Consider the following 23,307-nt stretch of genomic DNA (forward strand, 5'->3'; position numbering starts at 1 on the left):
CGAAAAACGCGACCACACTTGACCGCAAGTCCCTTTAGGGCACTTGGCGTCCTGCCGGCGGCGTGATATGAGCGGAGCAGGGTGGCCGCAGGCAAGTGCATAGCATGTGCCGCTCAACCGCCCCGGGTGGAGCCAAGCCGCTGTCAGGCAGACGTGAGGCAGCGGGCCCGCAGGACCGAATAGAAAGAAGTTTATAGTCATGAGTGAACAGCTTAAGAGACAGGCCGCCGCCGCCGCACTGGAATTTGTTGAGGATGGAATGAAGCTCGGTATCGGAACCGGGTCGACGGCTCTTCACTTTGTTGAACTGCTCGGGGAAAAGGTCGCCGCCGGCATGAAGGTGATTGGCGTTCCGACCTCCGAGAGAACCGCCGAATTGTGCAAGAAGAACGGCGTGCCGCTGACGACGCTCGAGGAAACCCCCGAACTCGATCTGACCGTAGATGGCGCCGATGAAATCGACCCGCAGATGCGTCTGATCAAGGGTGGCGGTGGTGCGCTGCTGCGCGAGAAGATCGTTGCATCCGCTTCAGCCAACATGATTGTCATTGCCGACAAGTCCAAGATCGTCGACACCCTTGGCGCGTTTCCGCTGCCGATCGAGGTGATGCCGTTCGGGCTGGGTTCGACGACGATTGCCGTCCAGAAGGTGTGCGACCATTATGGCATGCAAGGCTCGCTGAGCCTGCGCAAGGCCGCTGATGGCTCGAATTTTGTGACAGATGGCAAGCATTATATCATTGATGCCACATTTGGCCGTATTTCTGATGTAGAGGGTCTGGACGCGGCTTTGCGGGCGATTCCGGGTGTTGTGGAAACCGGGTTGTTCATTGGTATCGCCTCCAAAGCCGTTGTGGCTGGCGCAGATGGTGTGTCGATTATCGAGCCTGCCTGCTGAGACATCTAATTTGAGAAAAGTCTAGGATTTTCGCAAAAGGACTGAAACATGAAAAAATCTGCCCTTGCTTCCATGCTGTCGGCTGTTGTGGTCTGCGCAGGCATGTCTGCTTCTGCCTTGGCTCAGGACGCCAAAACGACCGCAGACGCCAATGCAGCCCAGCCGATCGCGGTTGATACGCATTTGCAGGCTGCCATTGCGGTCGTGAAACAGACCGGCACACTGCCTGCCTATTCAGACGCGCTTAGAAACGTCGTGATGAATTCCAAACGGTGGCTGATCCGCGAAAATCCGTCTGCTGAAAAGGACATCATTGCCACTGTCGACGAAATTGCACAGCAGTACAAGGACGACAATGACCAGATGGCCCAGTCGGTTGCCATCGCCTGGACGCGCTATCTGAAGGAAGACGAACTCAAGGAAGTGCTGGCCTTCTTCAAGACCCCGACCGGTCAGAAGTTCGCAAGCTACCAGCCGCGCATTCTTGGCGAATCCGTTCGCGGCCTTCAGGAGTTTACCGCGATCATGACGAACCTCATCGTCAAGGCAGCCAAGGAACAGCTGAACACCAAGGGCTACAAATTCTCCGAATAGGTGGATTGTGGTTGTTTGACACGATTTGATAAGGCACGGGTCCGGAACGGGAGCCGTGCCTTTTTCATGCCACGGGCTCGAGCGGGCTGTCGCCGTGCTTGGTAAGAATACGTTTGTGCGTGCGCAAGTTGAGAATTAATTTTCCGCGGGCTCTTTCATTCCTGCCCAGTCTCATTATGTTCAAGCCGGGAGACTGTTGGTGCAGCATGAAAAAGAGTATCCGTTCGTCCTTGCATCAGGATGCTTGCGGCTGTCAAAAATTGAAGAGGCAAGACTATGAGCGACTATGATTATGATCTGTTTGTGATCGGAGCGGGCTCCGGCGGTGTCCGGGCGGCCCGCATGGCCGCAACCTACGGCGCCAAGGTCGCCGTAGCCGAAGAATATCGCGTCGGCGGGACATGTGTGATCCGTGGATGCGTGCCCAAGAAGCTCATGGTCTATGCGTCCAAATTTTCCCACGATTTTGCCGACGCCGCCGGGTTCGGCTGGACCGTTGGTGAAACCTCGTTCGACTGGTCGACGCTCATCCAGCGCAAGGATGCCGAGATCGATCGCCTCAATGGCCTCTACATCAAGAATCTCGAACGTCATAACGTCGAAATCATCCAGTCTCGTGCCGAAATTCAGGCACCGCACCGGATCTGGCTGTCCCGCGAGGAGCGTCACGTAACCGCCAAATATATTCTGGTGGCAACCGGTGGTCGTCCGAACATGCCGCAGGACCTGCCCGGCGCTGAACATCTCATCACCTCCAACGAAGTCTTCCATCTGGACGAAATGCCCAAGCGTGTTGTCGTCGTTGGCGCTGGCTATATCGCCCTTGAATTTGCCTGCATCTTCAATGGCCTTGGCGCGAAAACCACCGTGCTTTACCGGGGCGAGGAAATTCTGCGTGGCTTTGATGACGAAATCCGTGCGACCCTGCACGAGGAAATGGAAGGGCGCGGCATCACCATCATCACCGAGGACAATCTGGCGTCCGTCGAGAAGCACGGCAACGGGCTTACGGTCAAGACGATTGCCGGTCGGACGCTTGAGGCCGATCAGGTGCTCTCGGCCATCGGCCGCTCGCCCTATACCAACGGTCTTGGCCTTAACAAGGTCGGTGTTGAGCTTGGTCGCAACGGTGCCATCAAGGTTGATGAGTATAACCGCACCAACGTGGATCACATCTTCGCCGTCGGCGACGTGACGGATCGGGTCAACCTCACGCCTGTCGCCATCCGGGAAGGGGCTGCGCTTGCAGAAACCCTGTTCAACAACAATCCCACCACCACGGATTACGAGAATATCGCCACCGCCGTCTTCACCCAGCCCGAAATCGGCACGGTCGGCATGACGGAAGCGCAAGCCAAGGAGGCTTTCGGCAATCTTGACATCTATTCGGCCAAGTTCCGCCCGATGAAGAACACACTGGCGGGCAACGACGAAAAGATGCTGATGAAGATCATCGTCGCTGCTGACAGCGGCAAGGTGGTCGGCTGTCACATTCTTGGCCCCGATGCGGGCGAAATGTCCCAGCTTCTCGGCATCGCCATCAAGATGGGCGCGACCAAGGCCGACTTTGACGCAACGGTTGCCGTCCATCCAACAGCAGCCGAAGAGCTCGTCACCATGAAGGAACCGTCCCGGCGCGTGCGCAAGGACGGGTGATCCGAGCATGCCATTGCCGCACAGCATCAACGAAGAGGGGCGAGGAACATCCTTGTCTCTCTCGGCTGGGGATTTGACCTTCGGTCCGTTGTGCGGAGCCGATGTTGATGCGGCGACCCGCTGCGGCCTTGACGCATGGTGCAGCGTGATCGGCGGCAATTCCTTTGATTTTTCTGCCAATGACATCACGCAGATGGAGGCACAACTCCATGCCTTCATGATGTATTATGCTGCCGGTCAGGCTGATCCGCATGATCTGCTGACCCTTGCCAAGGCTGATGGAGCCGTCGTCGGCTTCTGTGCGCTGGATTGTTCCACCTCCTACCTGTCGGACCTGTGTGTCGATCCGCTCTGGCAGAGGCAAGGGGTGGGTGCGGCTCTGATGGAGGATGCCCGCGGCAAGCTGCGTCAGGTGGGGCAGAACCATTTGACGCTGGAGGTTTTTGCGCAAAACACCCGCGCTTGCAGCTTTTATCGCAAACAGGGGCTTGAGGTGATGGAACGCAAGGTGAAATATGATCCCCTGTTGAAACGCAATCTGCTTAAAATGGTGATGCGGCAGGTCTTGTAAACGGTTTGATGCTTTTCAGCCAAGTCAACGACACGCTTGCCATTACCCGCCCTGATACTGGATAGATTATCGTGACATTTGAAGATCTTCTGGCAAACCCTTCCGATTGGGTTGCCTATTTCGGCTATGGCTCTCTGGTCAATGACAAAACAAGAAATGGCGAAAGCTTTGGTGTGGCCGGACGGCTCAAGGGCTATCGTCGCCACTGGTCGATCTGGGAAGCCAGCCCGGAACGGCGCGCCTTCGGGATGCATGGAGCGGCCGCCCTTTCGGTAACCCCGAAACCCGGTGCCTATTGTGACGGGCTGTTGGTCTTTGATCAGAAGAGCCACCTGCCGCAGGTGGACATCAGGGAAGCGCACTATAGTCGTGTGAAGATCGACCTTGCTGATTTCCAGGCCGATCAACCGCTGCCAGACCAGATCGATTGCTATATCTATGTTGGTCAGCCAGCCCTCACCAGCAAGGCCGACCCCAAGTTCCCCATTCTGCAATCCTATATCGATGCGGTCATGCAGGGTTTTCTGCACAAGTTCGGCGAAGTCGGCATGATGCGGTTCGTCGAGGAAACTGATGGCTGGCACACACCGATTCTCAAGGACAGGGACAGGCCTTTCTACCCGCGCAGTGTCGAATTGTCGCTGGAAGAGGCGCGGCTGGTGGATCTCTATGTTTCAACCACCGGCGCTCCCATGGTAACACCAGACCAGTTGCTGCCCTGATACCGGCTTGGAAAGGCGTGTCCCCTGCCCCTGCAAGAGGGGCGCGATTGGCAGGACGCAGCCGATGAAAGTGGCCGTGAGACGGCAGCTCAGCGTCAGGAACTTGCAAAGAATGCTTATGGTGACTTGGCGGCGCCGGAAACTTTCGCTAAAAGCTTTGTTCAAACCGGGGCTGCGCATGCCATCGCATCCATGCACCACGCTGGCAGCTTGCCTTGCTGCATCTGGCGCACGCACCCCCTCCGACCGAAGGAAGGCCGAGCACCATGACGATTATTGATTCCATTCGCAAGAGTGTGGTTCCCATTCATCCCGAAGGGCACAAGTTCATCGCGATCTTTGCCGTTATCACCGTCATTCTCGGCTGGTTCGTCTCGGCGCTGTTCTGGATCGGCCTGTTCCTGACGCTGTGGTGCTGCTACTTCTTCCGCGATCCGGCCCGCGTGACCCCGCTGAAGAAGGGTCTCGTCATTTCTCCGGCCGATGGCATCGTTTCCGGCGTCGGGCTGGCAACACCTCCCAAGGAACTGGGCCTCAGCGATCAGCCAATGATGCGCGTCTCCGTTTTCATGAATGTCTTCAACGTTCATGTCAACCGTGCGCCGATCAAGGGCAGGGTGCGCAAGGTGGCTTACAAGCCGGGCAAATTTCTCAACGCCGAACTCGACAAGGCCAGTGAGGACAATGAGCGTAACAGCTTGATTCTCGACACCGAATATGGTCCCGTCGGGGTAACCCAGATTGCCGGTCTGATCGCCCGCCGCATCGTCTGCTGGACAGGTGAGGGCGAGGAACTGCCGGTTGGCGAACGCTTTGGCCTTATCCGCTTTGGCAGTCGCGTCGACGTCTACCTGCCGTCCTCCATTGTGCCGACAGTTGTTGTCGGCCAGACCATGATCGCCGGTGAATCCATTCTGGCAAACATGGAAGGCGAACAGGGCGACATTGGCGCTCACAGAGAGCAGTAATTGCTGACGGGCAGGGGCGGCAGAGCGGATTTTCGCAACGCTGGCCCGGCCATAACCAACCGCAGGACAAAGTTCCAAATGGCAGACGATCAAGATCATGGCATCAACAATCCGTTTCAGGCTTTTGATCCGGATGAAAACCCGAGACGGCGCTTCAAGGCGGTGCCCTTCCGGTTGATCGCGCCCAATCTGGTGACGCTGATGGCTTTGTGCGCCGGTCTGACGGGCATCCGCATGGCAATCGATGGCCGGTTTGAAACGGCGCTGGTCTCCATCGCTGCGGCTGCCTTTCTCGACGGTGTTGACGGTCGGGTGGCGCGGATGCTGAAGGGCACGTCGCGTTTCGGGGCAGAACTCGATTCTCTGACGGACTTCGTCAATTTCGGCGTTGCGCCCGCCCTGATCCTCCATGTCTGGATCCTGCATGCCTTCCAGTCGATCGGCTGGATCGGCTCGCTGATTTTCGCCATCGCCATGGTGCTGCGTCTGGCGCGGTTCAACGTGGCGCTTGATGATCGTAACCAGCCTGCGTGGAAGAAGAATTTCTTTGTCGGTGTGCCAGCTCCCGCCGGAGCGTTGGCGGTGCTTGCGCCAATCTATCTGGAGCTGTCGGGCTTGCCCCATACGGATCTGGCCGCGCCGGTGGTGCTGATCTACACCATCCTCATTGCCATGCTGGTGGTCTCGACCCTGCCGACCTATTCGGGCAAGACCATCGGTCTGCGCATTCCACGCGCCAATGTGCTGCCGCTGATCCTTGGTGTCGTGGCCGCTGTTGCCATCCTCTTTTCCTATCCGTGGATCACCATGACGGTGCTTGTGGCGGTCTATCTGGCATCGATCCCCTTTGCGCGGCGCTCCTGGTTCCTGCATGACCGTCAGATGCCCGATGACAATCCGATCACCGATGGCATGGTGGCCGACGCCAAGGATTGTGCCGAAGACGACAAGGACGACTAGAGGCGCAACGGCACTCTCTCCTTGTAGCATCATGATTGATACGACAAAGGCCCCTTTTCGCGCCGGGAGTAGCGAAAAGGGGCCTTTGCTTGTCTCCGGTCAGGTTGACCGGAGTATGTGTTGCGTCGGCTTGGCTAGAGGTCTTCGGCCAACTGCAACAGCTTCTGAACGATCTTGCTCGAAGCCGCAGGGTCCTGCTTGATCCGCTCTGCCGCGGTCTCGCGCAGATTGAGAAGGGCGGTCTCGACGCTGAGCGGCAAGGAGGGAGCTGCCCGCTGGCTGCTTTCGCTTTCCTGCCTTGCCCGGTCTCCCATCGCCTTGAGAAGATCGAGGATGCGAGTGACCTCTGAGCGCTGTTCTTCCAGTTGGGTAGATCCTTCCGGAGTGATGGCATACCGCTTCTTGTTGCCTTCCGTCTCGACATTGCACTGCCCGGCTTCTTCCAGATAGGTCAAGGTCGGATAGATCACACCCGGGCTGGGAGCGTAGGAGCCATTGGTCAGGGTCTCCACTTCCTTGATGATATCATAGCCGTGGCGGGGTTCCTGCTCGATAAGGGCGAGGGCCAGAAGGCGGATGTCACCCTGACCAAGAAACCGTCCACGTCGCTGGCCACGGCCGTCGCCACCGCCGCCAGATCGACCGCCAGGACCGCCGTGGCGCCCTCGTGGGCCGCCGCCCATGAAGCCGGGATGGAAAGGCCCGCCCTCGGGAGAGCCCCATACCTCGGGGCCTCTTCCTCTTTCCTGACCACAGCGACTTTCATCACGCCATCTGTTGCCGCGACCGCCTTGAAAGGCGTCGCCCAATCCATCAGCAAGTCCATAATCAGGGCCATCACCTCGGCGTCCATTGGCGTTCATGCGTCCATGCGGACCGCGGTTGTCGCAGTTATTGCGCCAACGCCCGCCGCTACGCATCTCTTGAAAATTCTGTTCTCTCATTGGTTTCTCCAAATAGATATAACTAAGATATATCTTAAATAGCGCGGTTCGTTCAAACTATCAAGATATATCTTCAATATATTTTCGAACAAAAAAAGACCCATCAGTGAATCCGCTGACGGGCCTTGTCTTTTTAAACCGCTTGGCTGGAGAAAACCGACTATTCAGCTGCCTCCGGGCTGTGCGGCCGGTTGCGTCCGAGGCCAATCAACCGTCCCATGCAGCCGAACATCGGTTTCAGGGTTACGGTCGGGAAGGCCAGAAGCACCGGTATGAGGATCAGCGTCAGAACGGTCGAGAAGCCAAGACCGGCAATCACCGCCGTTGACAGCTGGATCCACCAGGCCGCAGTGATCGAGCCTACGGCAATCACACGGTTGAAGAAATCCAGGTTGATGCCTGTCGCCATCGGGATCAGACCGGCAATCGTCGTGATCGTCGTCAGCAGGATGGGGCGAATACGCTGGGCCGCCGTCTTGATCACGGCTTCAACCACTTCCACATCCTCTGACCGGAACCGGTTGTAGGTGTCGATGAGCACAATGGCGTTGTTGACCACGATCCCTGCCAGCGCCATGACCCCTGTACCGGTCATGATGATGGAGAAGGTCTGACCGGTAACAACGATACCCAACAGCACGCCGAAGATCGAGAAGACCACGGTCATAAGCGTCAGCGCCGTTTGATAGAAGCTGTTGAACTGGGTGATCAGGATCATCGCCATGATGAACAGGGCAGCAAGCGCCGCCTTGCCGAGAAACTCGCCAGATTCCTTTTGGTCTTCATCAGCGCCCCGGAACTTGAAGTGTACGCCGTTGGGCCATTCCTGTGCCTTGATCCACTCATCCAGTTCCCGCACCTTGGCATCAACCGTTGTGCCGTCACTCTGATCCACGGTCGCCTTGACGCTCATGGCATAGAGACCATCCTTGCGGGTGATCGAGGATACCTTCTGCCTGGCTTCGGTCTGCACGAAGTTGCTGATCGGCACCATGCCGTTGCTGGTCGGAAGTTTCAGCTCGCCAAGATGGTCAAGGTTGCGCTGCTCTTTGGGCAGACGCACACGAATGTCCACCTCGTCCTCGGAATCGTCAGGACGATATTTGCCGATCATGACGCCGTTGGTCAGAAGCTGGACCATCGAGCCGACCGTGGCAATGGATGCGTTGTAACGGCCCGCCTGTTCGCGGTCGATCTTGAGTTCCCACTCGATTCCGGGCAGGGGACGGCCGTCCTCAATATCAACCAGATTGCTGATTCCGTCGACATGCTTGCGCACGATGCCGGTAATGCTGGAGACCAGATCGTAATTGTTCGAGGTGATCTCGAGGTTGATGTCCTTGCCGGTCGGAGGGCCTTCTTCGGTCTTGGCCACCGCCACCAGAATACCGGGATACTGTGCCGTCCTGTCCCTGATCTCGGTAAAGATCTCTTCGGCCGGTCTGCGACAGCAGAAGTCGGAGAGTTCAAGCGCCAGCGAGCCGATGGCATCGGACGGGCGGCTGCTGTCCGAACTGAGGCTGTTGCCGCCGCCGCTCGTGCCGGATGGCGCCGAAGTGGCAACCACGTCCTTGATGCCCTTGACCTGCAGGACTTCATCCTCCACGCGCTTCACGATGTCGCGACTCTCCTGTGCGGACATGTTGCCGCGCGCCGAAACATAGACCATCGCATAGCGGGGTTCTTCATTGACGAACAGCTCGGCCTTGAATTCCCGTCCGAGGAAGAACGGGCTGATGATCGACGCCATGATCGTGACAACACCGACGATGGCGATGATGTTGCCCGCCGGGTGGCGCACCAGCACATGCAGGAAGCGGGCGTAGACGCCGGTCATGCCGGTCACTTCCTTGGGGTTGAAATGGCGACCGCCGGAAAGATGCTTGGCATTCTCGATTTCTTCCTGCGTTGCACTCTTCTTGCCGATGAAGCCACCAATGACAGGCAGGAACACCATGGCCGAAAGCAAGGCAGAGGACAGGACGATGATCACCATGATCGGCAGGTAGCTCATGAACTCGCCGATAATGCCCGGCCACAGCAGCATGGGCAGAAAGGCTGCCAGCGTCGTACCGGTCGAAGCAGCAATCGGCCAGAACATCAGTTTTGCTGCACGGATATAGGCTTCCTGCCGCTGCATGCCCTCGGCAACCTTGCGGTCGGCATATTCCACGATGACGATGGCGCCATCAACGAGCATGCCCACGGTCAGCACGAGGCCATACATCACCATGGTGTTGAGCGTCATGCCCAGCAGCGACAGCACGAGGAAACCCATCATGAAGGAGGTCGGGATAGCGATGCCGATCATCAGGGCCGACCGGAAGCCAAGGGACGCCAGCACAAGCATCATGACAAGGGCAATGGCCGTCATGATGGAGGATTCGAGTGAGCCCAGCGTATCGTTGACTGGCTCGGACTGATCCAGCAGGAAGCCAACCTTGATGGCCGGGTTCCAGTCGCTGGTCACATCCTTGACCACCTGCCGCACCGCATCGTTGTTCTCGATGATGTTGGTGCCAAGACGCTTGGAGATTTCGATGGTAATTGCGGTCTTGCCATTCACCCGTGTGATCGTGGTCGGGTCCTTGAAGGTCCGCTTGATCGTGGCGATATCGCCGAGCGTAACCACTCCTTCACCGCTTTGCTTGATGGGAATGGAATAGACATCCTGTGCGCTCTCGATGAGGCCCGGAACCTTGAGGTTGAACCGCCCCATGCCATTGTCCAGAAAGCCTGCCGGCACGAGCTGGTTGTTGAGCGTTACCGCATTGATCAACTCGGTCTGGGTGACATTGTAGGATTCCAGCCGCAACTGGTCGATTTCCACTTCCAGCAGTTCATCGCGGTTGCCGGAAAGATTGGCCTCCAGCACTGAGGAAATGCCTTCGATCTCGTCCTTCAACTGGCGCGCATGCTGATAGAGCGTCCGTTCCGGCACCGAGCCGGACAGGGTCACATACAGGGTTGGCTGCTGCGACATGTTCATTTCGGAGATGGTCGGTTCATCTGCGTCAGATGGCATCTCGGCCTTGGCCTGATCAACCTTGTCGCGCACGTCGGCAAGCGCCGATTCCTTGTCGAAATCAACCGTGAATTCAAGCAGAACCCCGCCATGACCTTCCGAGGCAAAGCTGGTCATTTCCTTGAGGCCGTCAAGGCTCTGCAGCTTGTTCTCCATCGGCTTGACCAGGAGCCGTACGGCATCCTCGGGCGAAATACCCTGCTGTGAAACCGAGATATAGAAGATCGGAATATCGATGTCCGGGTTCGCTTCCTTGGGCACATTGATATAGCTGAGGATGCCGCCCAGAAGCAGCACGACCATCAGGGTCATGACGACCCGTCGGGCGCGCAGAATGGTTTCAAGAGCGCTCTGCATCAGTTCGGCTCCCCGCCACTGGTCTTGCCATCTGCCTTGCTGGCCGTCTTGTTCGCAGTGCCGTTCTCAGACATCACGTCAGCGGGAACGGGCACCACCTTCTGGCCGGATTTGACATATTCCTGACCAACTGTGATGAGGTCCACTTCGTCGGGCAGCCCCGTGAGCCAGACGCCATTTTCGTCATTGGAAACGATATTGACCGGCGCGAACAGGGCTGTATCGCCAACAACCTGCATGGCACCGACAATGCCCTCGTCTGACAGGGTCAGCAATGCCGGGCTCATCAGATGGGCCTTGATTGGCGGCAGGGCGAGATTGGCAATGGCCGTCACGCCGTCGCGCAGCGAGCGGTCGGGATTGGGGATCTCGACTTCGACAAGGAAGGTTCGTGTTTCCACATCGGAGACAGAGCTGACAAAGCGTACGCGGCCTTCGGTCTTCTCGCCGGTGACCAGATTGACCTCAGCCTTGTTGCCCACTTCAACCTGGGCAATATCGCGCTCGGAGACCTGACCGACAACCAGCATCGGGTCCGGGTTCACGAGCTCGGCGCAGGCCCCGCCAATACTTAGCTGATCGCCGATTTCGGCGATATCGCCCTGCACCAGACCGTCAACGGGGGCAAGTATGTTGGTGCGGTCAAGTTCAAGAGCCGCTTCCTTGACACCGGCAATCGCCGCATCACGCGAGGCGCGCAGAGCTGCCAGCTGGGTCTTGGAGGCAAATCCCTTGGTTGCCAGTGTCTCCTTGGCCTGAAGGTCGAATTCGGCCTGTTCAAGGGCAGCTCTGGCCTTGGCCAGACTTGCCTCCCGCGAGCCGATGTCGAGTTTGCACAGGAGATCGCCCTTGTGCACCCACTGGCCCTTTTCAACGGCGATCGACTGGACGATGGCCGAAGTTTCTGCGCGTACCGTCACCTTCGTATCGGCTTCTGTGCGGCCGCGAATGGTCAGGGTGGATAGTCTCGGCTTGGCAGAAAAATGCTGAACCGCGACACGGAAGAGCGCATTCTCCTGATTTTCAGTACGAACGGCGGGAGGCGGGGTTGCCTCGGCCGTTTCCTGACCGCTGAAGACGGCTTCTCCGGTTGCCATCCATCCAACGATCCCAGCAGTACACAGCAGCGCCAGGCCGTATGAGCCTTTCAGTCGCAACGCCATGGGGTAGTCCCTCGCTATCGGCGCCCCACAGGAATTGGGGCAATAGGTCAAATCAAATGAAAGCCGCAGGCAGATCTTGCGCTCCACGACAATTCGGCTTCAAAATTTATGTTATTCACTCAGACCGGTCTGTGCTTGCGGTTTGGTCTGGTTGCCTTGTCTTGCGATTTCAACCAGAGCTTCACCATGCATCTTCAGATAGTCAATGCTGGCCTGAACACAATAGAGCCCGTAGCTCTTTGCCCATTCAGCCGCCTGGAGATCCAGCTCGTTGCGGCCACAATCACTTGGCTCCAGATCAGTCTGAAGCTCGGATTCGTTACATGAAGAGATGAGTGCAAGCTCTTCATTCAGTTGTTGAACCTGTCTGTCGATTGCCTCTCTTATCGCGTCGGGTCCGATAAGGCGTGCAAACAACGATATAAGTAGGAATTCGGACTTGTAGATATCTGGCCGATGAGGCTGCAAAAGCTCATCGAACAGAGCCCTCCGACCGCTCTCGGTGATGGAATAGACCTTGCGCGCCGGCTTGCCTTCTTCGGCAACATGGCGGCAGGTGACCAGTCCTTCCGTTTCCAGCTTGTTCAATGCAGGATAGATCGAACCATATGACGCGTCGATGAAGAAGCTGAAATTGCCCTCCGTCGAGAATTTGCGGATGTCATAGCCGGTTCTGTCGGAACAGTATAGGATGGCAAGACAGATGCTGCGAACATTCATTGGTCAATCCGTTGGTTTGGCTACGGCCCTCGAAACTCACGATTTCAGTATCAAGGCGTATATCTAAAGTCTATATAACGATTTGATATATGTGTCTAGTGAATATATCAAATCGTCATATCTGCGGGGCATGGAGTCTCCATTTTGTGATGGTCGGTTGCCTCATGGTCTGATTTACAGCTAGGGAAAACTGATTATAGTTGCGAGGCTTTGCATGAATGGTTGTAGAACGATCAGTTGCCTCGGCTTCAGGCCTTCGAAACAAGGAACGCATTACCCATGCCAATAACGGATCTGGTACCGCCGTCGCGTCGACAGGAAAAAGGGGTGAAAGGTGTTTTCAGCAATCCCCTCATGCGGCTGCTGGCGATCAACTGGCTGATTGGATTTGCCGCGACTGTGCTGATCTTCTGCGGCCTGCTGCTGACAAATGCCGCAGGACTTCAGGACCTTATTTTCAACAGTGAAGAGCCCTGGATACCGATGGCGCTGCTGTTCTTTGGCCTACTGATCACCATCTGCAGTGTGGCCATGGGGGCGGCGGTCATGAGCCTGCCCAAGGACGACTGACGCGCAAGGCTCCCCATGTGCGCACCCGCAACGACATCTGTGACGATCCGTTTGCGTGGCGGTTTTTAGGAATCGTTTTGGTATCGAAACGATCAGGCGCCAACCTTCAGACTGCGCCGTTCGTAAAGGGTAACGTCTCGCCACTGGCCCTTGTTGGCGCCGTAGGAGATCTGGGCGATGCGCTCGCGAATGCCGACCAGCTTGAACCCGAACTTTTCGTGCAGATGGATGCTGGCCGCGTTGTTGGCAAAGATGCCCGCCTGTAGCGTCCAGAACCCCTTTGCTTCCGATTCCTCGATCAGCTTTTGCATCAGAAACGAGCCGACACCTGCGCCCTTGGCGCTGTTGGCAATATAGATGCTCAGTTCTGCAACGCCCCGGTAGACGCTCCGGCCAGAATAGGCGGACAATGCCACCCAGCCTGCGATTTCGCCGTTTAACACCGCCACCATACGGCACTCGGGCAGGTGACCCTTGTCCCATGCTTCCCAGGTCGGCGCCGCATCCGTGAAGGTTGCCATGCCCGTATCGATCCCTTCCTGATAGATCCTCAGCATCGTGTCTGCATCTGCGGCAGTGAGCGGACGAGCGGAAAGGAGGGCAGACGGGAGAGTATTCTGTAAGGACATGAATTTGGAACTTTCTTCAGGCGGTAAGATTTTCATTCATGACACGGACGAAATGGTGAGACAATTGCTCTTTGCATGGGAATGAACAATTTCGGTGTACGATGTCTTGGTAAGGATTTTTCTGCGGCCCCATCGGCAGAATAAAGATCATGTTAACCGTGGTGACGATCTGTGGTTTCGATATGAAGCATGTTTAAGCTAATCGATAAGATATGAGCAATCACGTTTACGGTTTGACAACCCTGTTTTCAAATATGTCCTGAACGGAACCTTCTTGAGAAGAGATGTTTATATTTGAGCTAGAAATATTGGCAAATATTTACATTCAGAAAGTCAGGTATGACCTGATTGGTTAAGTCGGGCCTGTGGGTTTGAGGCGGATGGGGTAGTGAAAATGATTGTACGGGATGGCAAGAGGATTGAAGCGCTAACGCTCCTGGAAAAAGTCGAGCGAGCCTTCGATAATGCTCTGGCTGCACTGCTGGACCGGCACGGACCAGAGAAAGCGGCATCTCTGGTTGATGCGTCCCGACGCGTCTATCTTTCGGCTCAAAGCTATTTGCTCGCCATCAACCTGCGACGGCTGCTTTTGCAGACTGGTCTTTATTGCGTGGTGCTGGGGTTTGCCGTTGGCTCGGTTTTGGTCGGCTCAAGGATCATGTTCACCCTGATCCATCAGGAAATGAGCGAGATGAGCCATGATGTCGTTCGAGCCAATCTGCCCAAGGAAGTGGAGACGGCAGACTTGCGACCAACCATACAACTGGCCTCGCAATAGGCGACGGCGGTTGGGAGGCCATGGTCGCGGTAGATACAAAAAAGGCTTTGTGACGGATCACAAAGCCTTCTTGCGTTATGCTATTCCTCGATCTTGAACGGCAGGGAAAACTCTGCGGTCTTGTCGGAATTCTTGTCTTTCAGCACATAGTGCGACACATAGCTTCCCGGTTTCATGCCGTGCAGGTTGATCGTCATCTTGAGGAAGATTTCGCGATTGTGGCGCTTGAGCGGAACGACCAGATCAACAAAATTCTCGGTGTCGAGCAGGGTGGTGCCTTTGGGGCCTTCGAGCGAATAGTCGACACTCCAGCTTGCAACGCTGTTGCCATCATCCGTCTTGCCATAGGAGAAGGCGACCGGCTCGATGTAGATCATCTGGGCAGCATCGGGTTTGAAAACGGCCTCTTTCTCGACAAAGTTGCCATAGCCGGTCACGTCACTGACGAAAACGGCCTTGCGCACAAACATTGGCGACCTGTTCCAGAAGTCCTCGATGATCCCGTCCAACTGATCGAACGCGGCTGCCGGTTTGCCAGAGGACAACAGAGCATCTGCTGCTTCAATCTGATCTGACAGTGTGCTTGCCTGACCATATGAAGGGAGCAACGTCAGAGCAAGCAGTGTGGCCATGGTCCGAAGTTTGCGCATCAATCCAATCCTTCCAGCGATTATAAGTGCTTATCTTGTTTTTCACTAGCTTGATCTTCTACAGACTGATGAAGGATAAATCCATCATTTCGCGCAGTTTTTTCTCCAAAACAGGCCGATTTTGCGCGATTCAAACAGGTTTTGCATGGCTCTGGCGAAAATCGATGCTCGATTGCTGCAGGATCAACCGGGCCGAGCGCAAGAACAGACCCGCCATGACAAGGGCATCGGCAATATCCGCAATGGCGGATGTGGTGAATTTGACGCCCATGCTGGCTGGCATCACCGCTACAGCAGTTGCAGGATGATGCTTCCAAGTGATTGGAGAGCGCTTCGCTCAATTATTGTGCCGTCAGTCTTGAAACAACCGGATGAACCTCCCTATAATAGCTCTAGAGACTATAGCTTCTGGAGCAAATCGCTCTCGTTTTCGGGAACTCTCAAAATGCTGACTATCGGTGAATTGTCAAAGACCAGCGGCGTCAAGGTGCCAACCATCCGTTACTACGAGCAAATCGGCCTGATTGCAGCCGCTGACCGCAGTGAAGGCAACCAGCGCCGCTATGAAAACGACGACCTCAAGCGGCTCACCTTCGTAAAACACGCCCGCGATCTAGGCTTTTCCCTTGATGATATCAAATCACTGCTGGCGCTCAAGGACGACGAGAAATGCCCATGCAAGGGGGCTGACGACATTCTCACGCGCCATCTATTCGATGTTCGCGATCGGATATCCCGTTTGCAGCGACTGGAATCAGAGCTTGAGCGCATGTCCCATTGTCAGGGTGAATGCATTGCAGAATGCAAAGTCATCGAAAGCCTGGCCGACCATGGCCATTGTATGCACGAGCATTGATATCAAGTGAACCGAGGCAATGGGGATCGCAGCGTCGAACCGAAAGACTGAAGGGCTCAGCAGTTTATCCTATTGAAACTGTGGTGAAATATGTCGTGGTTGCCATGTTCGGCCCACGTCATTGGGGCTGCCGTTCCGTCTGCATGGTATCCGGGTTGGTGGCAGACACTGCAACTTATCATTTCCCGTTATGGCTTCTTGAAAACTATTGATAGGACTGACTGCGGCATTTGCCTTATAGAAGCGATATGACTGGAAAAAGATTACCCGATGACAGTATGACACCCCGCTTGCTCTTCCTTCAGGGAATGAAGCTCGGCGTGCCTGTCGTGATTACTGCCGGACCTTTCGGTGCGCTATTTGGAGCACTGGCTGTTGATGGCGGCATGTCTGTATTCGATGCCGTTCTGATGAGCGCGACGATTTTTGCGGGAGCGAGCCAGCTGGTCGGCCTTAATCTTTTTGGCCAGCATATTCCTGCCTGGATTGTCGTCCTGTCGATCTTTGCCGTCAACTTCCGCCACATTCTCTATTCCGCTTCGATGGGGCAGCATCTGTCGCAATGGTCGATCCTGAAACAGGCCTTCGGCTTCTTCTTCCTTGTCGACCCGGCCTATGCCGAAACGGAACGAAGAGTGGAGCAGGGCGAGGAAATCCAGTTCTCGTGGTATATGGGCCTTGTCTTCGTGGTCTATGTCGGTTGGGTCGCGATGACCTTCCTTGGCGCAATCTTCGGCAATTTCCTCGAAAACTCCCACGCCTGGGGCATTGATTTCATCCTGCCGATCTATTTCATGGCCATGCTGATGGGCTTCAGGAAGCGCCCCTTCTGGTATCCTGTGGTCGCCGTCAGTGCTGTTGCCTCGGTGATCGCCAGCTATACGGTCGGCTCGCCCTGGCATGTATCCATCGGCGCTGCCGCCGGCATTCTGGTGGCGGCCATCTTCGCGCCTGCTGCACGGGGGAATGGGGCGGGCGATGTCAGTGAGCCGCTGAAGCTGGAGGGGGATGTGTGATGTCGGCAACCTTCTGGATCATCATCGGCGGCGCCATCGTAACCTATCTGACCCGCATTGGCGGGCATGTCATCCTGACGCGGTTCAAGGAAATCCATCCTCGGGCACGAGCCGGGCTCGATGCTGTTCCTGCTGCGGTGTTGACGACACTGGTAGCCCCGGCCGTTGCGCAGGGTGGGCCCAATGAATGGGCTGCATTTGCCATTGCAGTGATTGCGGGCCTCAGGGTTTCCGTTATATGGATGGTGGTGATTGGCACTGTCGCCATTGCGGTTTTGCGTCACGTCAGCGGGTAGCTCACGACCTCTCACCATGAGGCCCCGCCGCAAGACGCCTGAAGAGTTGGAGCTTTGAATAGAATGAAGATCGGTATTCTGGTTGCCGGACCCCTGCCGGAAGACCTCGTGAAGGCCTATGGTACATTTGATGACATGTTTCGGGAGCTGCTCCTGAAGCAGGACCCTGATCTTACCTTTCAAAGCTATGACGTGTTCAAGGATGTGTTCCCCGCCGATAAAGGCGAATGCGATGGCTGGATCGTGACCGGCTCGCTGCACAGCGCCTATGAAAAGCTGCCGTGGATGTTGCGCCTTGAAGCCTTCATTCGTGATGCCATTAAAGCCAACAGCCCGGTCATTGGTATCTGCTTTGGTCACCAGATCATGGCGACGGCCATGGGTGGTGTCGTGGAAAAGGCTCCGTCTGGCAGGTGGGGCGCCGCGGTGCATCACTACAAGGTCGATCCCGACAAGCGCCCGCAATGGATGGATGCCGAAAGCGAAGAATTTTCCCTACAGGCAAGTCATCAGGATCAGGTCACAGTTCTGCCCGAAAGCGGGTGTCTGCTTGCTGGCAACAGCTTCTGCCCCAATGGCATGATTGCCTATGGGCAATCCGGTCTCTCCATTCAGCTCCATCCCGAGTTATCCGCCCCTCTCATCGAGACACTTCTTGAGCAGCGGCGCGGGCAGTCAATGACAGAAGAGGATGCCGATGTGGCACTCTCTCATGTGCATGATGCCGTGGATGCTGATAGGGTGGCCAAATGGATGCTGCGCTTCTTCCGCCAGCCGCGTGGCTGAGGCGCCGCTGTCGCGAGTAAAGATCTCCGGGGTCGTCGTTCGGTGAGACGCCAGACCCCAACCGATTGCAAACAAGAACAACAACGAGAATGACTATGGTCAAGGCTATCGTACCCGTCTTTGACGGCCACAATGACACATTGCTCCGGCTTGAAATGTCCGAAAGGGAAGGGACTCCCATTTCCTTCCTTGAAGGCAGTGAAAAGCTCAATATCGATTATCCGAAAGCCGTTGAAGGTGGCTTTGCTGGCGGCCTGTTTGCCATCTTCGTCCCGCCGATGAAGAAGCTGGACAGCAAACCCGACTTTCAATCCATGGTCAACGAAGTCGAGCAGCCCTATGCGCTCGACATGACCAATGCGATGATGGCCCGTGCGCTGCGCCTTGCTCAGAAATCGGAAGGGCGGGTGCGCATCTGCCTCACAAGCGCCGACATCAAGCAGGCCATGGCAGACAATGTCATCGCCCTGATGCTGCATATCGAAGGAGCCGAGGCCATCGACGCCGACTTCAACGCCCTTGATGTGCTCCACGCTGCCGGTCTGCGGTCCATTGGTCCTGTCTGGAGCCGCAGCAATATCTTCGGCCACGGCGTACCGTTCGACTTTCCCGGCAGCCCTGATTCTGGCCCCGGCCTTACCGACCTGGGCAAGGAACTGGTTCGGCGCTGTGGTGCGCTGAACATGTTGATCGATCTGTCCCACATCAACGAAAAGGGCTTCTGGGATGTGCATGCTGTCAGTGAAAAGCCGCTGCTGGCGACCCATTCCAATGTTCATGCCATCTGCCCGTCACGCCGCAATCTGACAGACAAGCAGCTGGCTGCAATTGCCGAGACCAAGGGGCTGGTCGGGCTCAACTATTCCGTCGGCTTCCTGCGCCCGGATGGTGACAAGAAGCAGATCGACATGGACCTCGACATCATGGTCGATCATCTGGCCTATCTGGTCGAGAAGCTCGGGGAAGATGGCGTCGGTCTGGGATCGGATTTCGACGGCACCACCGTTCCACAGCGTATCGGTTCCTGCGCAGGTAACCCGGCTCTTATCGAACGGTTGCGCGCGCGCGCCTTTGGCGAAGAGCTGATTGCAAAGATCGCCCACAAGAACTGGATTGCCATGCTGGAACGGTCCGGTATCTAGGCGTTTGACTAGTTGCTGACCTGCTGACTTGCGCAGAATAGAGACAACAAAAAACCCCGCATCAAGCGGGGTTTTTATATCTATATCTGACTGATCTGGTGATCAGTCATCATATTCTGAATCTTCATAGTCGTTCTGGACCGGAGTGCGCTGTGGGCGCTCATTCGCATCGCGACCGATACGGTCGGCGATATGGGCCAGATCGATGAAATGGTCAGCCTGTCGGCGCAGCTCGTCAGCGATCATCGGCGGCTGGGTCGACATGGTGGAAACCACGCTCACCTTGCGTCCGCGACGCTGCAGCGCTTCAACAAGTTTGCGGAAATCGCCATCACCGGAGAAGATGACGAAGTGATCCACATGGTCCACCAACTCCATCGCGTCGATGGTCAGCTCAATGTCCATGTTGCCCTTGATCTTCCGACGCCCTGCAGAATCAGTAAATTCCTTGGTCGGCTTGGTAACGACATGGTATCCGTTGTAATCAAGCCAGTCGATCAAAGGTCTGATGGAAGAATATTCCTGATCTTCGGCCAGAGCGGTATAATAATACGTCCGCAGGAGGTATCCCTTGCCGCGAAATTCTCTCAATAGCCGTTTGTAATCAATATCGAAGCCAAGAGTCTTGGTCGTTGCATACAGATTGGCGCCGTCGATGAATAAAGCAACTTTTTCTCTAGGATCAAACACGGATTCACCCTTTATGCTGGTTTTTCGTTGGATTCAATTTCAGGATGAGTTTTGTAATTTAACACGCTCAATCAAAGCCTTGGCAATTAAACTAAGATATAGAATTTAAGTTTTTGAATATCTTAACCATTCAAAACAATGAAATGCATTCACGTGAAATCAAATCGATTCTGACTTTATACGGATTTATATTCAATAACCACCAAGAAAAACAGATTATAAACGAAAACACAACAACGTTACCTTGTCTATGGTATCCAAAATTTTACAAAATGCATTGAAATCGGTTTCACTCGGCAGTTTGCCAAGGTTCGCACTTGTCAAACAAAAAAAATCGCTCTATTTAGGGGGAAATTCCCCCAAGTAGGAGATCGTCTATGGCACGCGTCACTGTTGAGGACTGCGTTGATAAGGTTGAGAATCGTTTCGAGCTGGTGCTGCTGTCCGGTCATCGCGCGCGTATGATTTCTAGTGGCTCTGCAATTACGGTTGATCGTGACAATGACAAGAACCCGGTTGTTGCCCTGAGGGAAATTGCCGACGAGACTGTTTCTCCGGGCGACCTGAAGGAAGATCTCATTCACTCTCTGCAGAAATATGTTGAGGTTGATGAGCCTGAAACCGAAGAAGTACAGCTGATTACGGCAGACGAAGCCGCCACGAACGACTATGAAAGCGTCGTTGGTGAACCAAAGAGCGAAGTCGTGTTCGACCAGATGTCCGAAGAAGAACTGTTGCGTGGTCTGGAAAGCCTTGTGCCGCCAGATCGTACCGACGACTGATCTTTTCGATCGTTCAGAAGAAATCAAAAGGTGGACGTCAATCGTCCGCCTTTTTTATTGGCATTTTTACCTTTGTTCTGCAATTCTGGCAGCTCTATGCATGAGGGTTGAATCGCAGCCTTCCTAATGGCGCGGCTGGCCGATTGCCCGCCCGCCGACAACTGGTTAAATCCGGCTCTTCTTCTTATATGTATAGAGATATCAGGTACAATGTTCTCAAGAGAACAGGTAGTGTCCGGGGAACCGGGCATTCAATAATCGAGGTTTCTTTCTCGCCATGATGCGTCAGTACGAGCTCGTTGAAAGAGTTGTAAGCTATAATCCAAATGCTGACGAAGCCCTGTTGAACAAGGCTTATGTCTATTCCATGCGCAAACATGGCAAGCAGAAGAGGGCGTCTGGCGATCCCTATTTTGTCCATCCGCTAGAAGTGGCTGGCATCCTGACTGATCTGCGGCTTGATGACGGCACCATCGCCGTCGGGCTCCTGCATGATACGCTGGAAGACACCGACGCCACCCGCGCCGAGCTGGATTCAATGTTCGGGCCGGAAATTGGCAAGCTCGTGGAGGGCCTCACCAAGATCAGCAAGCTCGATCTTGTCTCCCGTCGTACCGCGCAGGCCGAGAATATTCGCAAGCTGCTGCTGGCCATCTCCGATGATGTCCGTGTGCTGATCGTCAAGCTGGCTGACCGCCTGCACAATATGCGCACACTACATTTCGTGCCCGAGCACAAGCGCCACAGGATCGCGCAGGAAACCATTGACATCTACGCGCCGCTTGCCGAGCGCATGGGCATGCAGGATATCCGCGAAGAGCTGGAAGGCCTGTCGTTCAAATATATCAATCCGGAGGCCTATCAAGCGATTTCCGAACGTCTTGAAGAAGTGCGCCAGCGCAACAAGACAATCATCACGGAAATTGAAGGCGAACTGGAAAAGACATTTCTCGAGAAGGGGCTCAGGGCCACCGTGCGCGGCCGCGAGAAAAGGGCCTATTCGATTTTCCGCAAGATGCAGCGCCAGAATATCGGCTTTGAGCAATTGTCGGACATCTATGCCTTCCGCGTGCTGGTCGACAATATCGACGACTGCTATCGGACATTGGGCATCGTTCATACGATCTGGCCGTGTGTGCCGGGACGCTTCAAGGACTATGTTTCGACCCCGAAACCAAACGACTATCGCTCGATCCATACCACGGTGATCGGGCCGGGCCGTCAGCGCGTGGAACTGCAGATCCGCACCTTTGAAATGCACCAGTTTGCCGAATATGGTGTCGCCGCTCATGCCCTCTACAAGGACGTGACGGGCAAAACCAAGGGTGGCCGGTCTCTCGGGCGTCTGGCCAAGGACAGCAATGCCTATTCGTGGCTGCGTCAGACAGTTGAGCTGTTGTCTTCGGGCAATTCGGCCGAGGAGTTCCTCGAACATACCAAGCTCGAGCTGTTTCAGGATCAGGTCTTCTGCTTCACTCCCAAGGGGCGGGTTATCGCGCTACCACGCGGCGCCATCCCGATCGACTTTGCCTATGCAGTGCATACGGATATTGGCGACACCTGCATCGGCTGCAAGATCAACGGCGCAGTGATGCCGCTGGTGACCGAGCTCAACAACGGTGACGAAGTCGAAATCATTTGCTCCAAGGCCCAAACACCACCGCCAGCCTGGGAAAATATCGCCGCCACCGGCAAGGCCAGGGCTGCCATTCGCAAGGCCACCCGCGCAGCTGTCCGCAAACAATATGCCGGTCTTGGCGAGCAGATCCTGCAGAATGCCTTCAAGCGGGCAGGGCAGGAATACTCCGCCGAGCAGATCAAGGTTGCCCTGTCCCGTCTTGGCTTTCAGGCTCTTGACGAGGCGCTGGCCGCTGTCGGTCGCGGCGAGTTGCAATCGCGCATGGTGATCGAGGCCGTCTTTCCGGACTATCAGGACCAGCGCGCCGCCCAGAGCGAGGGCGAACGCGGCGAAGGCTGGTTCGGTCTGCCGCATGCCTCGGCGATGAAATTCCGGATCCCTGGATCGAGCCGCAAGAATGGCAAGAATGGCCATCAGCCCGGACAGCGGTCCATTCCGATTCGTGGCCTTTCTGCCGACATCCCCGTTACCTTCGCGCCAGAAGGCGGCGCTGTTCCGGGGGACCGCATCGTGGGCATCCATACGCCGGGCAAGGGTGTGACGATCTATCCGATCCATTCGCCAGCTCTCAGCCAGTTCGATGATGCGCCGGAGCGCTGGCTCGACGTGCGCTGGGATATTGATGAGGAAAACACCGAGCGTTTCCCGGCGCGGATCGAAGTGAGCATCCTCAACGAACCGGGCAGTCTGGCGGCCATTGCCAATGTCATCGCGGAAAATGACGGCAACATTGAGAACATCAAGATGGAGCATCAGCTCAACGACTTTCATGACATGACGATCGATCTGTCGGTCTGGAACCTCAACCATCTCAACCGGATCATCGAGCAGATCCGCAGCAAGAAGACCGTATCCAAGGCATGGCGCGTCAACTGACCGGGGTTGCCGCCCAATC

At 55.8% G+C, this 23,307-nt stretch carries 23 protein-coding genes; 16 read left to right on the plus strand and 7 right to left on the minus strand.

Translation table 11 applies throughout. The features are described 5' to 3' along the window. Positions 1 to 199 precede the first annotated feature (199 nt). From rpiA to DSL70_RS14415, 7 genes are all read left to right on the plus strand, one after another. On the plus strand, positions 200 to 898 hold the full coding sequence (gene rpiA / locus DSL70_RS14385; RefSeq protein ID WP_119308633.1) for a ribose-5-phosphate isomerase RpiA: 699 nt from the start codon (positions 200 to 202) through the stop codon (positions 896 to 898). Positions 899 to 946: 48 nt separating this feature from the next. Continuing rightward, positions 947 to 1,492 carry a DUF2059 domain-containing protein gene (locus DSL70_RS14390; RefSeq protein ID WP_119308634.1) on the plus strand — a complete coding sequence of 182 codons (546 nt, stop codon included), beginning with the start codon at positions 947 to 949 and terminating at the stop codon, positions 1,490 to 1,492. A gap of 276 nt (positions 1,493 to 1,768) precedes the next feature. Continuing rightward, positions 1,769 to 3,148, plus strand: coding sequence for a glutathione-disulfide reductase (gene gor / locus DSL70_RS14395; RefSeq protein WP_119308635.1), 1,380 nt, complete (start codon positions 1,769 to 1,771; stop codon positions 3,146 to 3,148). Between the two features lie 7 nt (positions 3,149 to 3,155). Continuing rightward, a complete protein-coding gene (locus DSL70_RS14400) occupies positions 3,156 to 3,719 on the plus strand; it encodes a GNAT family N-acetyltransferase (RefSeq protein WP_119308636.1) in 564 nt (187 codons plus the stop codon). Between the two features lie 71 nt (positions 3,720 to 3,790). Continuing rightward, complete coding sequence (locus DSL70_RS14405; protein ID WP_119308637.1) at positions 3,791 to 4,441, plus strand: gamma-glutamylcyclotransferase family protein; 651 nt, start codon at positions 3,791 to 3,793, stop codon at positions 4,439 to 4,441. 266 nt (positions 4,442 to 4,707) lie between these two features. Next, the gene (locus DSL70_RS14410; RefSeq protein WP_119308638.1) at positions 4,708 to 5,409 is read left to right on the plus strand and encodes a phosphatidylserine decarboxylase; all 702 of its coding nucleotides are present in this window, start codon (positions 4,708 to 4,710) and stop codon (positions 5,407 to 5,409) included. Between the two features lie 102 nt (positions 5,410 to 5,511). Continuing rightward, positions 5,512 to 6,369, plus strand: a complete 858-nt coding sequence (locus DSL70_RS14415) for a CDP-alcohol phosphatidyltransferase family protein (RefSeq protein ID WP_119308825.1) — start codon at positions 5,512 to 5,514, stop codon at positions 6,367 to 6,369. Positions 6,370 to 6,503: 134 nt separating this feature from the next. Here the strand turns inward: DSL70_RS14415 and DSL70_RS14420 are convergent, their stop codons facing one another. The 4 genes from DSL70_RS14420 to DSL70_RS14435 all read right to left on the minus strand — a co-directional run bounded on the left by DSL70_RS14420 (position 6,504) and on the right by DSL70_RS14435 (position 12,578). Further along, entirely contained in the window at positions 6,504 to 7,313 is an 810-nt protein-coding gene (locus DSL70_RS14420; RefSeq protein ID WP_245418224.1) for a PadR family transcriptional regulator, read from the minus strand. A 160-nt stretch (positions 7,314 to 7,473) separates the two neighbouring features. Beyond that, positions 7,474 to 10,695, minus strand: coding sequence for an efflux RND transporter permease subunit (locus DSL70_RS14425; RefSeq protein ID WP_119308639.1), 3,222 nt, complete (start codon positions 10,693 to 10,695; stop codon positions 7,474 to 7,476). After that, positions 10,695 to 11,792, minus strand: coding sequence for an efflux RND transporter periplasmic adaptor subunit (locus DSL70_RS14430; RefSeq protein ID WP_205563270.1), 1,098 nt, complete (start codon positions 11,790 to 11,792; stop codon positions 10,695 to 10,697). The genes DSL70_RS14425 and DSL70_RS14430 overlap by 1 nt, the downstream gene beginning before the upstream one ends. 177 nt (positions 11,793 to 11,969) lie before the next feature. After that, on the minus strand, positions 11,970 to 12,578 hold the full coding sequence (locus DSL70_RS14435) for a PadR family transcriptional regulator (RefSeq protein ID WP_119308641.1): 609 nt from the start codon (positions 12,576 to 12,578) through the stop codon (positions 11,970 to 11,972). Between the two features lie 279 nt (positions 12,579 to 12,857). On the opposite strand from DSL70_RS14435, the gene DSL70_RS14440 reads away from it, so the two are divergent. Then, complete coding sequence (locus DSL70_RS14440) at positions 12,858 to 13,148, plus strand: hypothetical protein (RefSeq protein WP_162916712.1); 291 nt, start codon at positions 12,858 to 12,860, stop codon at positions 13,146 to 13,148. Between the two features lie 92 nt (positions 13,149 to 13,240). On the opposite strand, the gene DSL70_RS14445 is transcribed toward DSL70_RS14440, so the two are convergent. Then, positions 13,241 to 13,777: a GNAT family N-acetyltransferase gene (locus DSL70_RS14445; RefSeq protein WP_119308643.1), complete on the minus strand. Its 537-nt coding sequence runs from the start codon at positions 13,775 to 13,777 to the stop codon at positions 13,241 to 13,243. A 388-nt stretch (positions 13,778 to 14,165) separates the two neighbouring features. Between DSL70_RS14445 and DSL70_RS14450 the strand changes: the two genes are divergently transcribed. Next, on the plus strand, positions 14,166 to 14,555 hold the full coding sequence (locus DSL70_RS14450; RefSeq protein ID WP_162916714.1) for a hypothetical protein: 390 nt from the start codon (positions 14,166 to 14,168) through the stop codon (positions 14,553 to 14,555). Between the two features lie 80 nt (positions 14,556 to 14,635). Here the strand turns inward: DSL70_RS14450 and DSL70_RS14455 are convergent, their stop codons facing one another. Then, the gene (locus DSL70_RS14455; RefSeq protein ID WP_119308645.1) at positions 14,636 to 15,205 is read right to left on the minus strand and encodes a hypothetical protein; all 570 of its coding nucleotides are present in this window, start codon (positions 15,203 to 15,205) and stop codon (positions 14,636 to 14,638) included. A 445-nt stretch (positions 15,206 to 15,650) separates the two neighbouring features. On the opposite strand from DSL70_RS14455, the gene DSL70_RS14460 reads away from it, so the two are divergent. The 5 genes from DSL70_RS14460 (at position 15,651) to DSL70_RS14480 (ending at position 19,301) form a co-directional block, all read left to right on the plus strand. Beyond that, entirely contained in the window at positions 15,651 to 16,061 is a 411-nt protein-coding gene (locus DSL70_RS14460; RefSeq protein ID WP_119308646.1) for a MerR family transcriptional regulator, read from the plus strand. A 278-nt stretch (positions 16,062 to 16,339) separates the two neighbouring features. Further along, positions 16,340 to 17,077 carry an AzlC family ABC transporter permease gene (locus DSL70_RS14465; protein ID WP_245418225.1) on the plus strand — a complete coding sequence of 246 codons (738 nt, stop codon included), beginning with the start codon at positions 16,340 to 16,342 and terminating at the stop codon, positions 17,075 to 17,077. Further along, positions 17,077 to 17,373 carry an AzlD family protein gene (locus DSL70_RS14470; RefSeq protein ID WP_119308648.1) on the plus strand — a complete coding sequence of 99 codons (297 nt, stop codon included), beginning with the start codon at positions 17,077 to 17,079 and terminating at the stop codon, positions 17,371 to 17,373. The genes DSL70_RS14465 and DSL70_RS14470 overlap by 1 nt, the downstream gene beginning before the upstream one ends. A gap of 63 nt (positions 17,374 to 17,436) precedes the next feature. Further along, the gene (locus DSL70_RS14475) at positions 17,437 to 18,159 is read left to right on the plus strand and encodes a glutamine amidotransferase-related protein (protein WP_119308649.1); all 723 of its coding nucleotides are present in this window, start codon (positions 17,437 to 17,439) and stop codon (positions 18,157 to 18,159) included. 89 nt (positions 18,160 to 18,248) lie between these two features. Next, on the plus strand, positions 18,249 to 19,301 hold the full coding sequence (locus DSL70_RS14480; RefSeq protein ID WP_119308650.1) for a dipeptidase: 1,053 nt from the start codon (positions 18,249 to 18,251) through the stop codon (positions 19,299 to 19,301). Between the two features lie 102 nt (positions 19,302 to 19,403). On the opposite strand, the gene DSL70_RS14485 is transcribed toward DSL70_RS14480, so the two are convergent. After that, a complete protein-coding gene (locus tag DSL70_RS14485) occupies positions 19,404 to 19,991 on the minus strand; it encodes a LabA-like NYN domain-containing protein (RefSeq protein ID WP_119308651.1) in 588 nt (195 codons plus the stop codon). Positions 19,992 to 20,368: 377 nt separating this feature from the next. On the opposite strand from DSL70_RS14485, the gene rpoZ reads away from it, so the two are divergent. Beyond that, the gene (gene rpoZ / locus DSL70_RS14490; protein ID WP_119308652.1) at positions 20,369 to 20,773 is read left to right on the plus strand and encodes a DNA-directed RNA polymerase subunit omega; all 405 of its coding nucleotides are present in this window, start codon (positions 20,369 to 20,371) and stop codon (positions 20,771 to 20,773) included. Between the two features lie 277 nt (positions 20,774 to 21,050). Next, positions 21,051 to 23,288, plus strand: coding sequence for a RelA/SpoT family protein (locus tag DSL70_RS14495; protein ID WP_119308653.1), 2,238 nt, complete (start codon positions 21,051 to 21,053; stop codon positions 23,286 to 23,288). The last annotated feature ends 19 nt before the right edge of the window (positions 23,289 to 23,307 follow it).

The sequence above is a fragment of the Cohaesibacter haloalkalitolerans genome (assembly GCF_003574655.1).
In the GTDB taxonomy this organism is placed as follows: Bacteria; Pseudomonadota; Alphaproteobacteria; order Rhizobiales; family Cohaesibacteraceae; genus Cohaesibacter; species Cohaesibacter haloalkalitolerans.

Excerpts from the sequence above, each read along its gene's own strand:
- rpiA (WP_119308633.1), top strand. The coding sequence starts at position 200 with ATGAGTGAACAGCTTAAGAGACAGGCCGCCGCCGCCGCACTGGAATTT.
- DSL70_RS14390 (WP_119308634.1), top strand. The coding sequence starts at position 947 with ATGAAAAAATCTGCCCTTGCTTCCATGCTGTCGGCTGTTGTGGTCTGC.
- gor (WP_119308635.1), top strand. The coding sequence starts at position 1,769 with ATGAGCGACTATGATTATGATCTGTTTGTGATCGGAGCGGGCTCCGGC.
- DSL70_RS14400 (WP_119308636.1), top strand. The coding sequence starts at position 3,156 with ATGCCATTGCCGCACAGCATCAACGAAGAGGGGCGAGGAACATCCTTG.
- DSL70_RS14410 (WP_119308638.1), top strand. The coding sequence starts at position 4,708 with ATGACGATTATTGATTCCATTCGCAAGAGTGTGGTTCCCATTCATCCC.
- DSL70_RS14420 (WP_245418224.1), bottom strand. The coding sequence starts at position 7,313 with ATGAGAGAACAGAATTTTCAAGAGATGCGTAGCGGCGGGCGTTGGCGC.
- DSL70_RS14425 (WP_119308639.1), bottom strand. The coding sequence starts at position 10,695 with ATGCAGAGCGCTCTTGAAACCATTCTGCGCGCCCGACGGGTCGTCATG.
- DSL70_RS14430 (WP_205563270.1), bottom strand. The coding sequence starts at position 11,792 with ATGGCAACCGGAGAAGCCGTCTTCAGCGGTCAGGAAACGGCCGAGGCA.
- DSL70_RS14435 (WP_119308641.1), bottom strand. The coding sequence starts at position 12,578 with ATGAATGTTCGCAGCATCTGTCTTGCCATCCTATACTGTTCCGACAGA.
- DSL70_RS14440 (WP_162916712.1), top strand. The coding sequence starts at position 12,858 with ATGCCAATAACGGATCTGGTACCGCCGTCGCGTCGACAGGAAAAAGGG.
- DSL70_RS14445 (WP_119308643.1), bottom strand. The coding sequence starts at position 13,777 with ATGTCCTTACAGAATACTCTCCCGTCTGCCCTCCTTTCCGCTCGTCCG.
- DSL70_RS14455 (WP_119308645.1), bottom strand. The coding sequence starts at position 15,205 with ATGCGCAAACTTCGGACCATGGCCACACTGCTTGCTCTGACGTTGCTC.
- DSL70_RS14460 (WP_119308646.1), top strand. The coding sequence starts at position 15,651 with ATGCTGACTATCGGTGAATTGTCAAAGACCAGCGGCGTCAAGGTGCCA.
- DSL70_RS14465 (WP_245418225.1), top strand. The coding sequence starts at position 16,340 with ATGACACCCCGCTTGCTCTTCCTTCAGGGAATGAAGCTCGGCGTGCCT.
- DSL70_RS14470 (WP_119308648.1), top strand. The coding sequence starts at position 17,077 with ATGTCGGCAACCTTCTGGATCATCATCGGCGGCGCCATCGTAACCTAT.
- DSL70_RS14475 (WP_119308649.1), top strand. The coding sequence starts at position 17,437 with ATGAAGATCGGTATTCTGGTTGCCGGACCCCTGCCGGAAGACCTCGTG.
- DSL70_RS14480 (WP_119308650.1), top strand. The coding sequence starts at position 18,249 with ATGACTATGGTCAAGGCTATCGTACCCGTCTTTGACGGCCACAATGAC.
- rpoZ (WP_119308652.1), top strand. The coding sequence starts at position 20,369 with ATGGCACGCGTCACTGTTGAGGACTGCGTTGATAAGGTTGAGAATCGT.
- DSL70_RS14495 (WP_119308653.1), top strand. The coding sequence starts at position 21,051 with ATGATGCGTCAGTACGAGCTCGTTGAAAGAGTTGTAAGCTATAATCCA.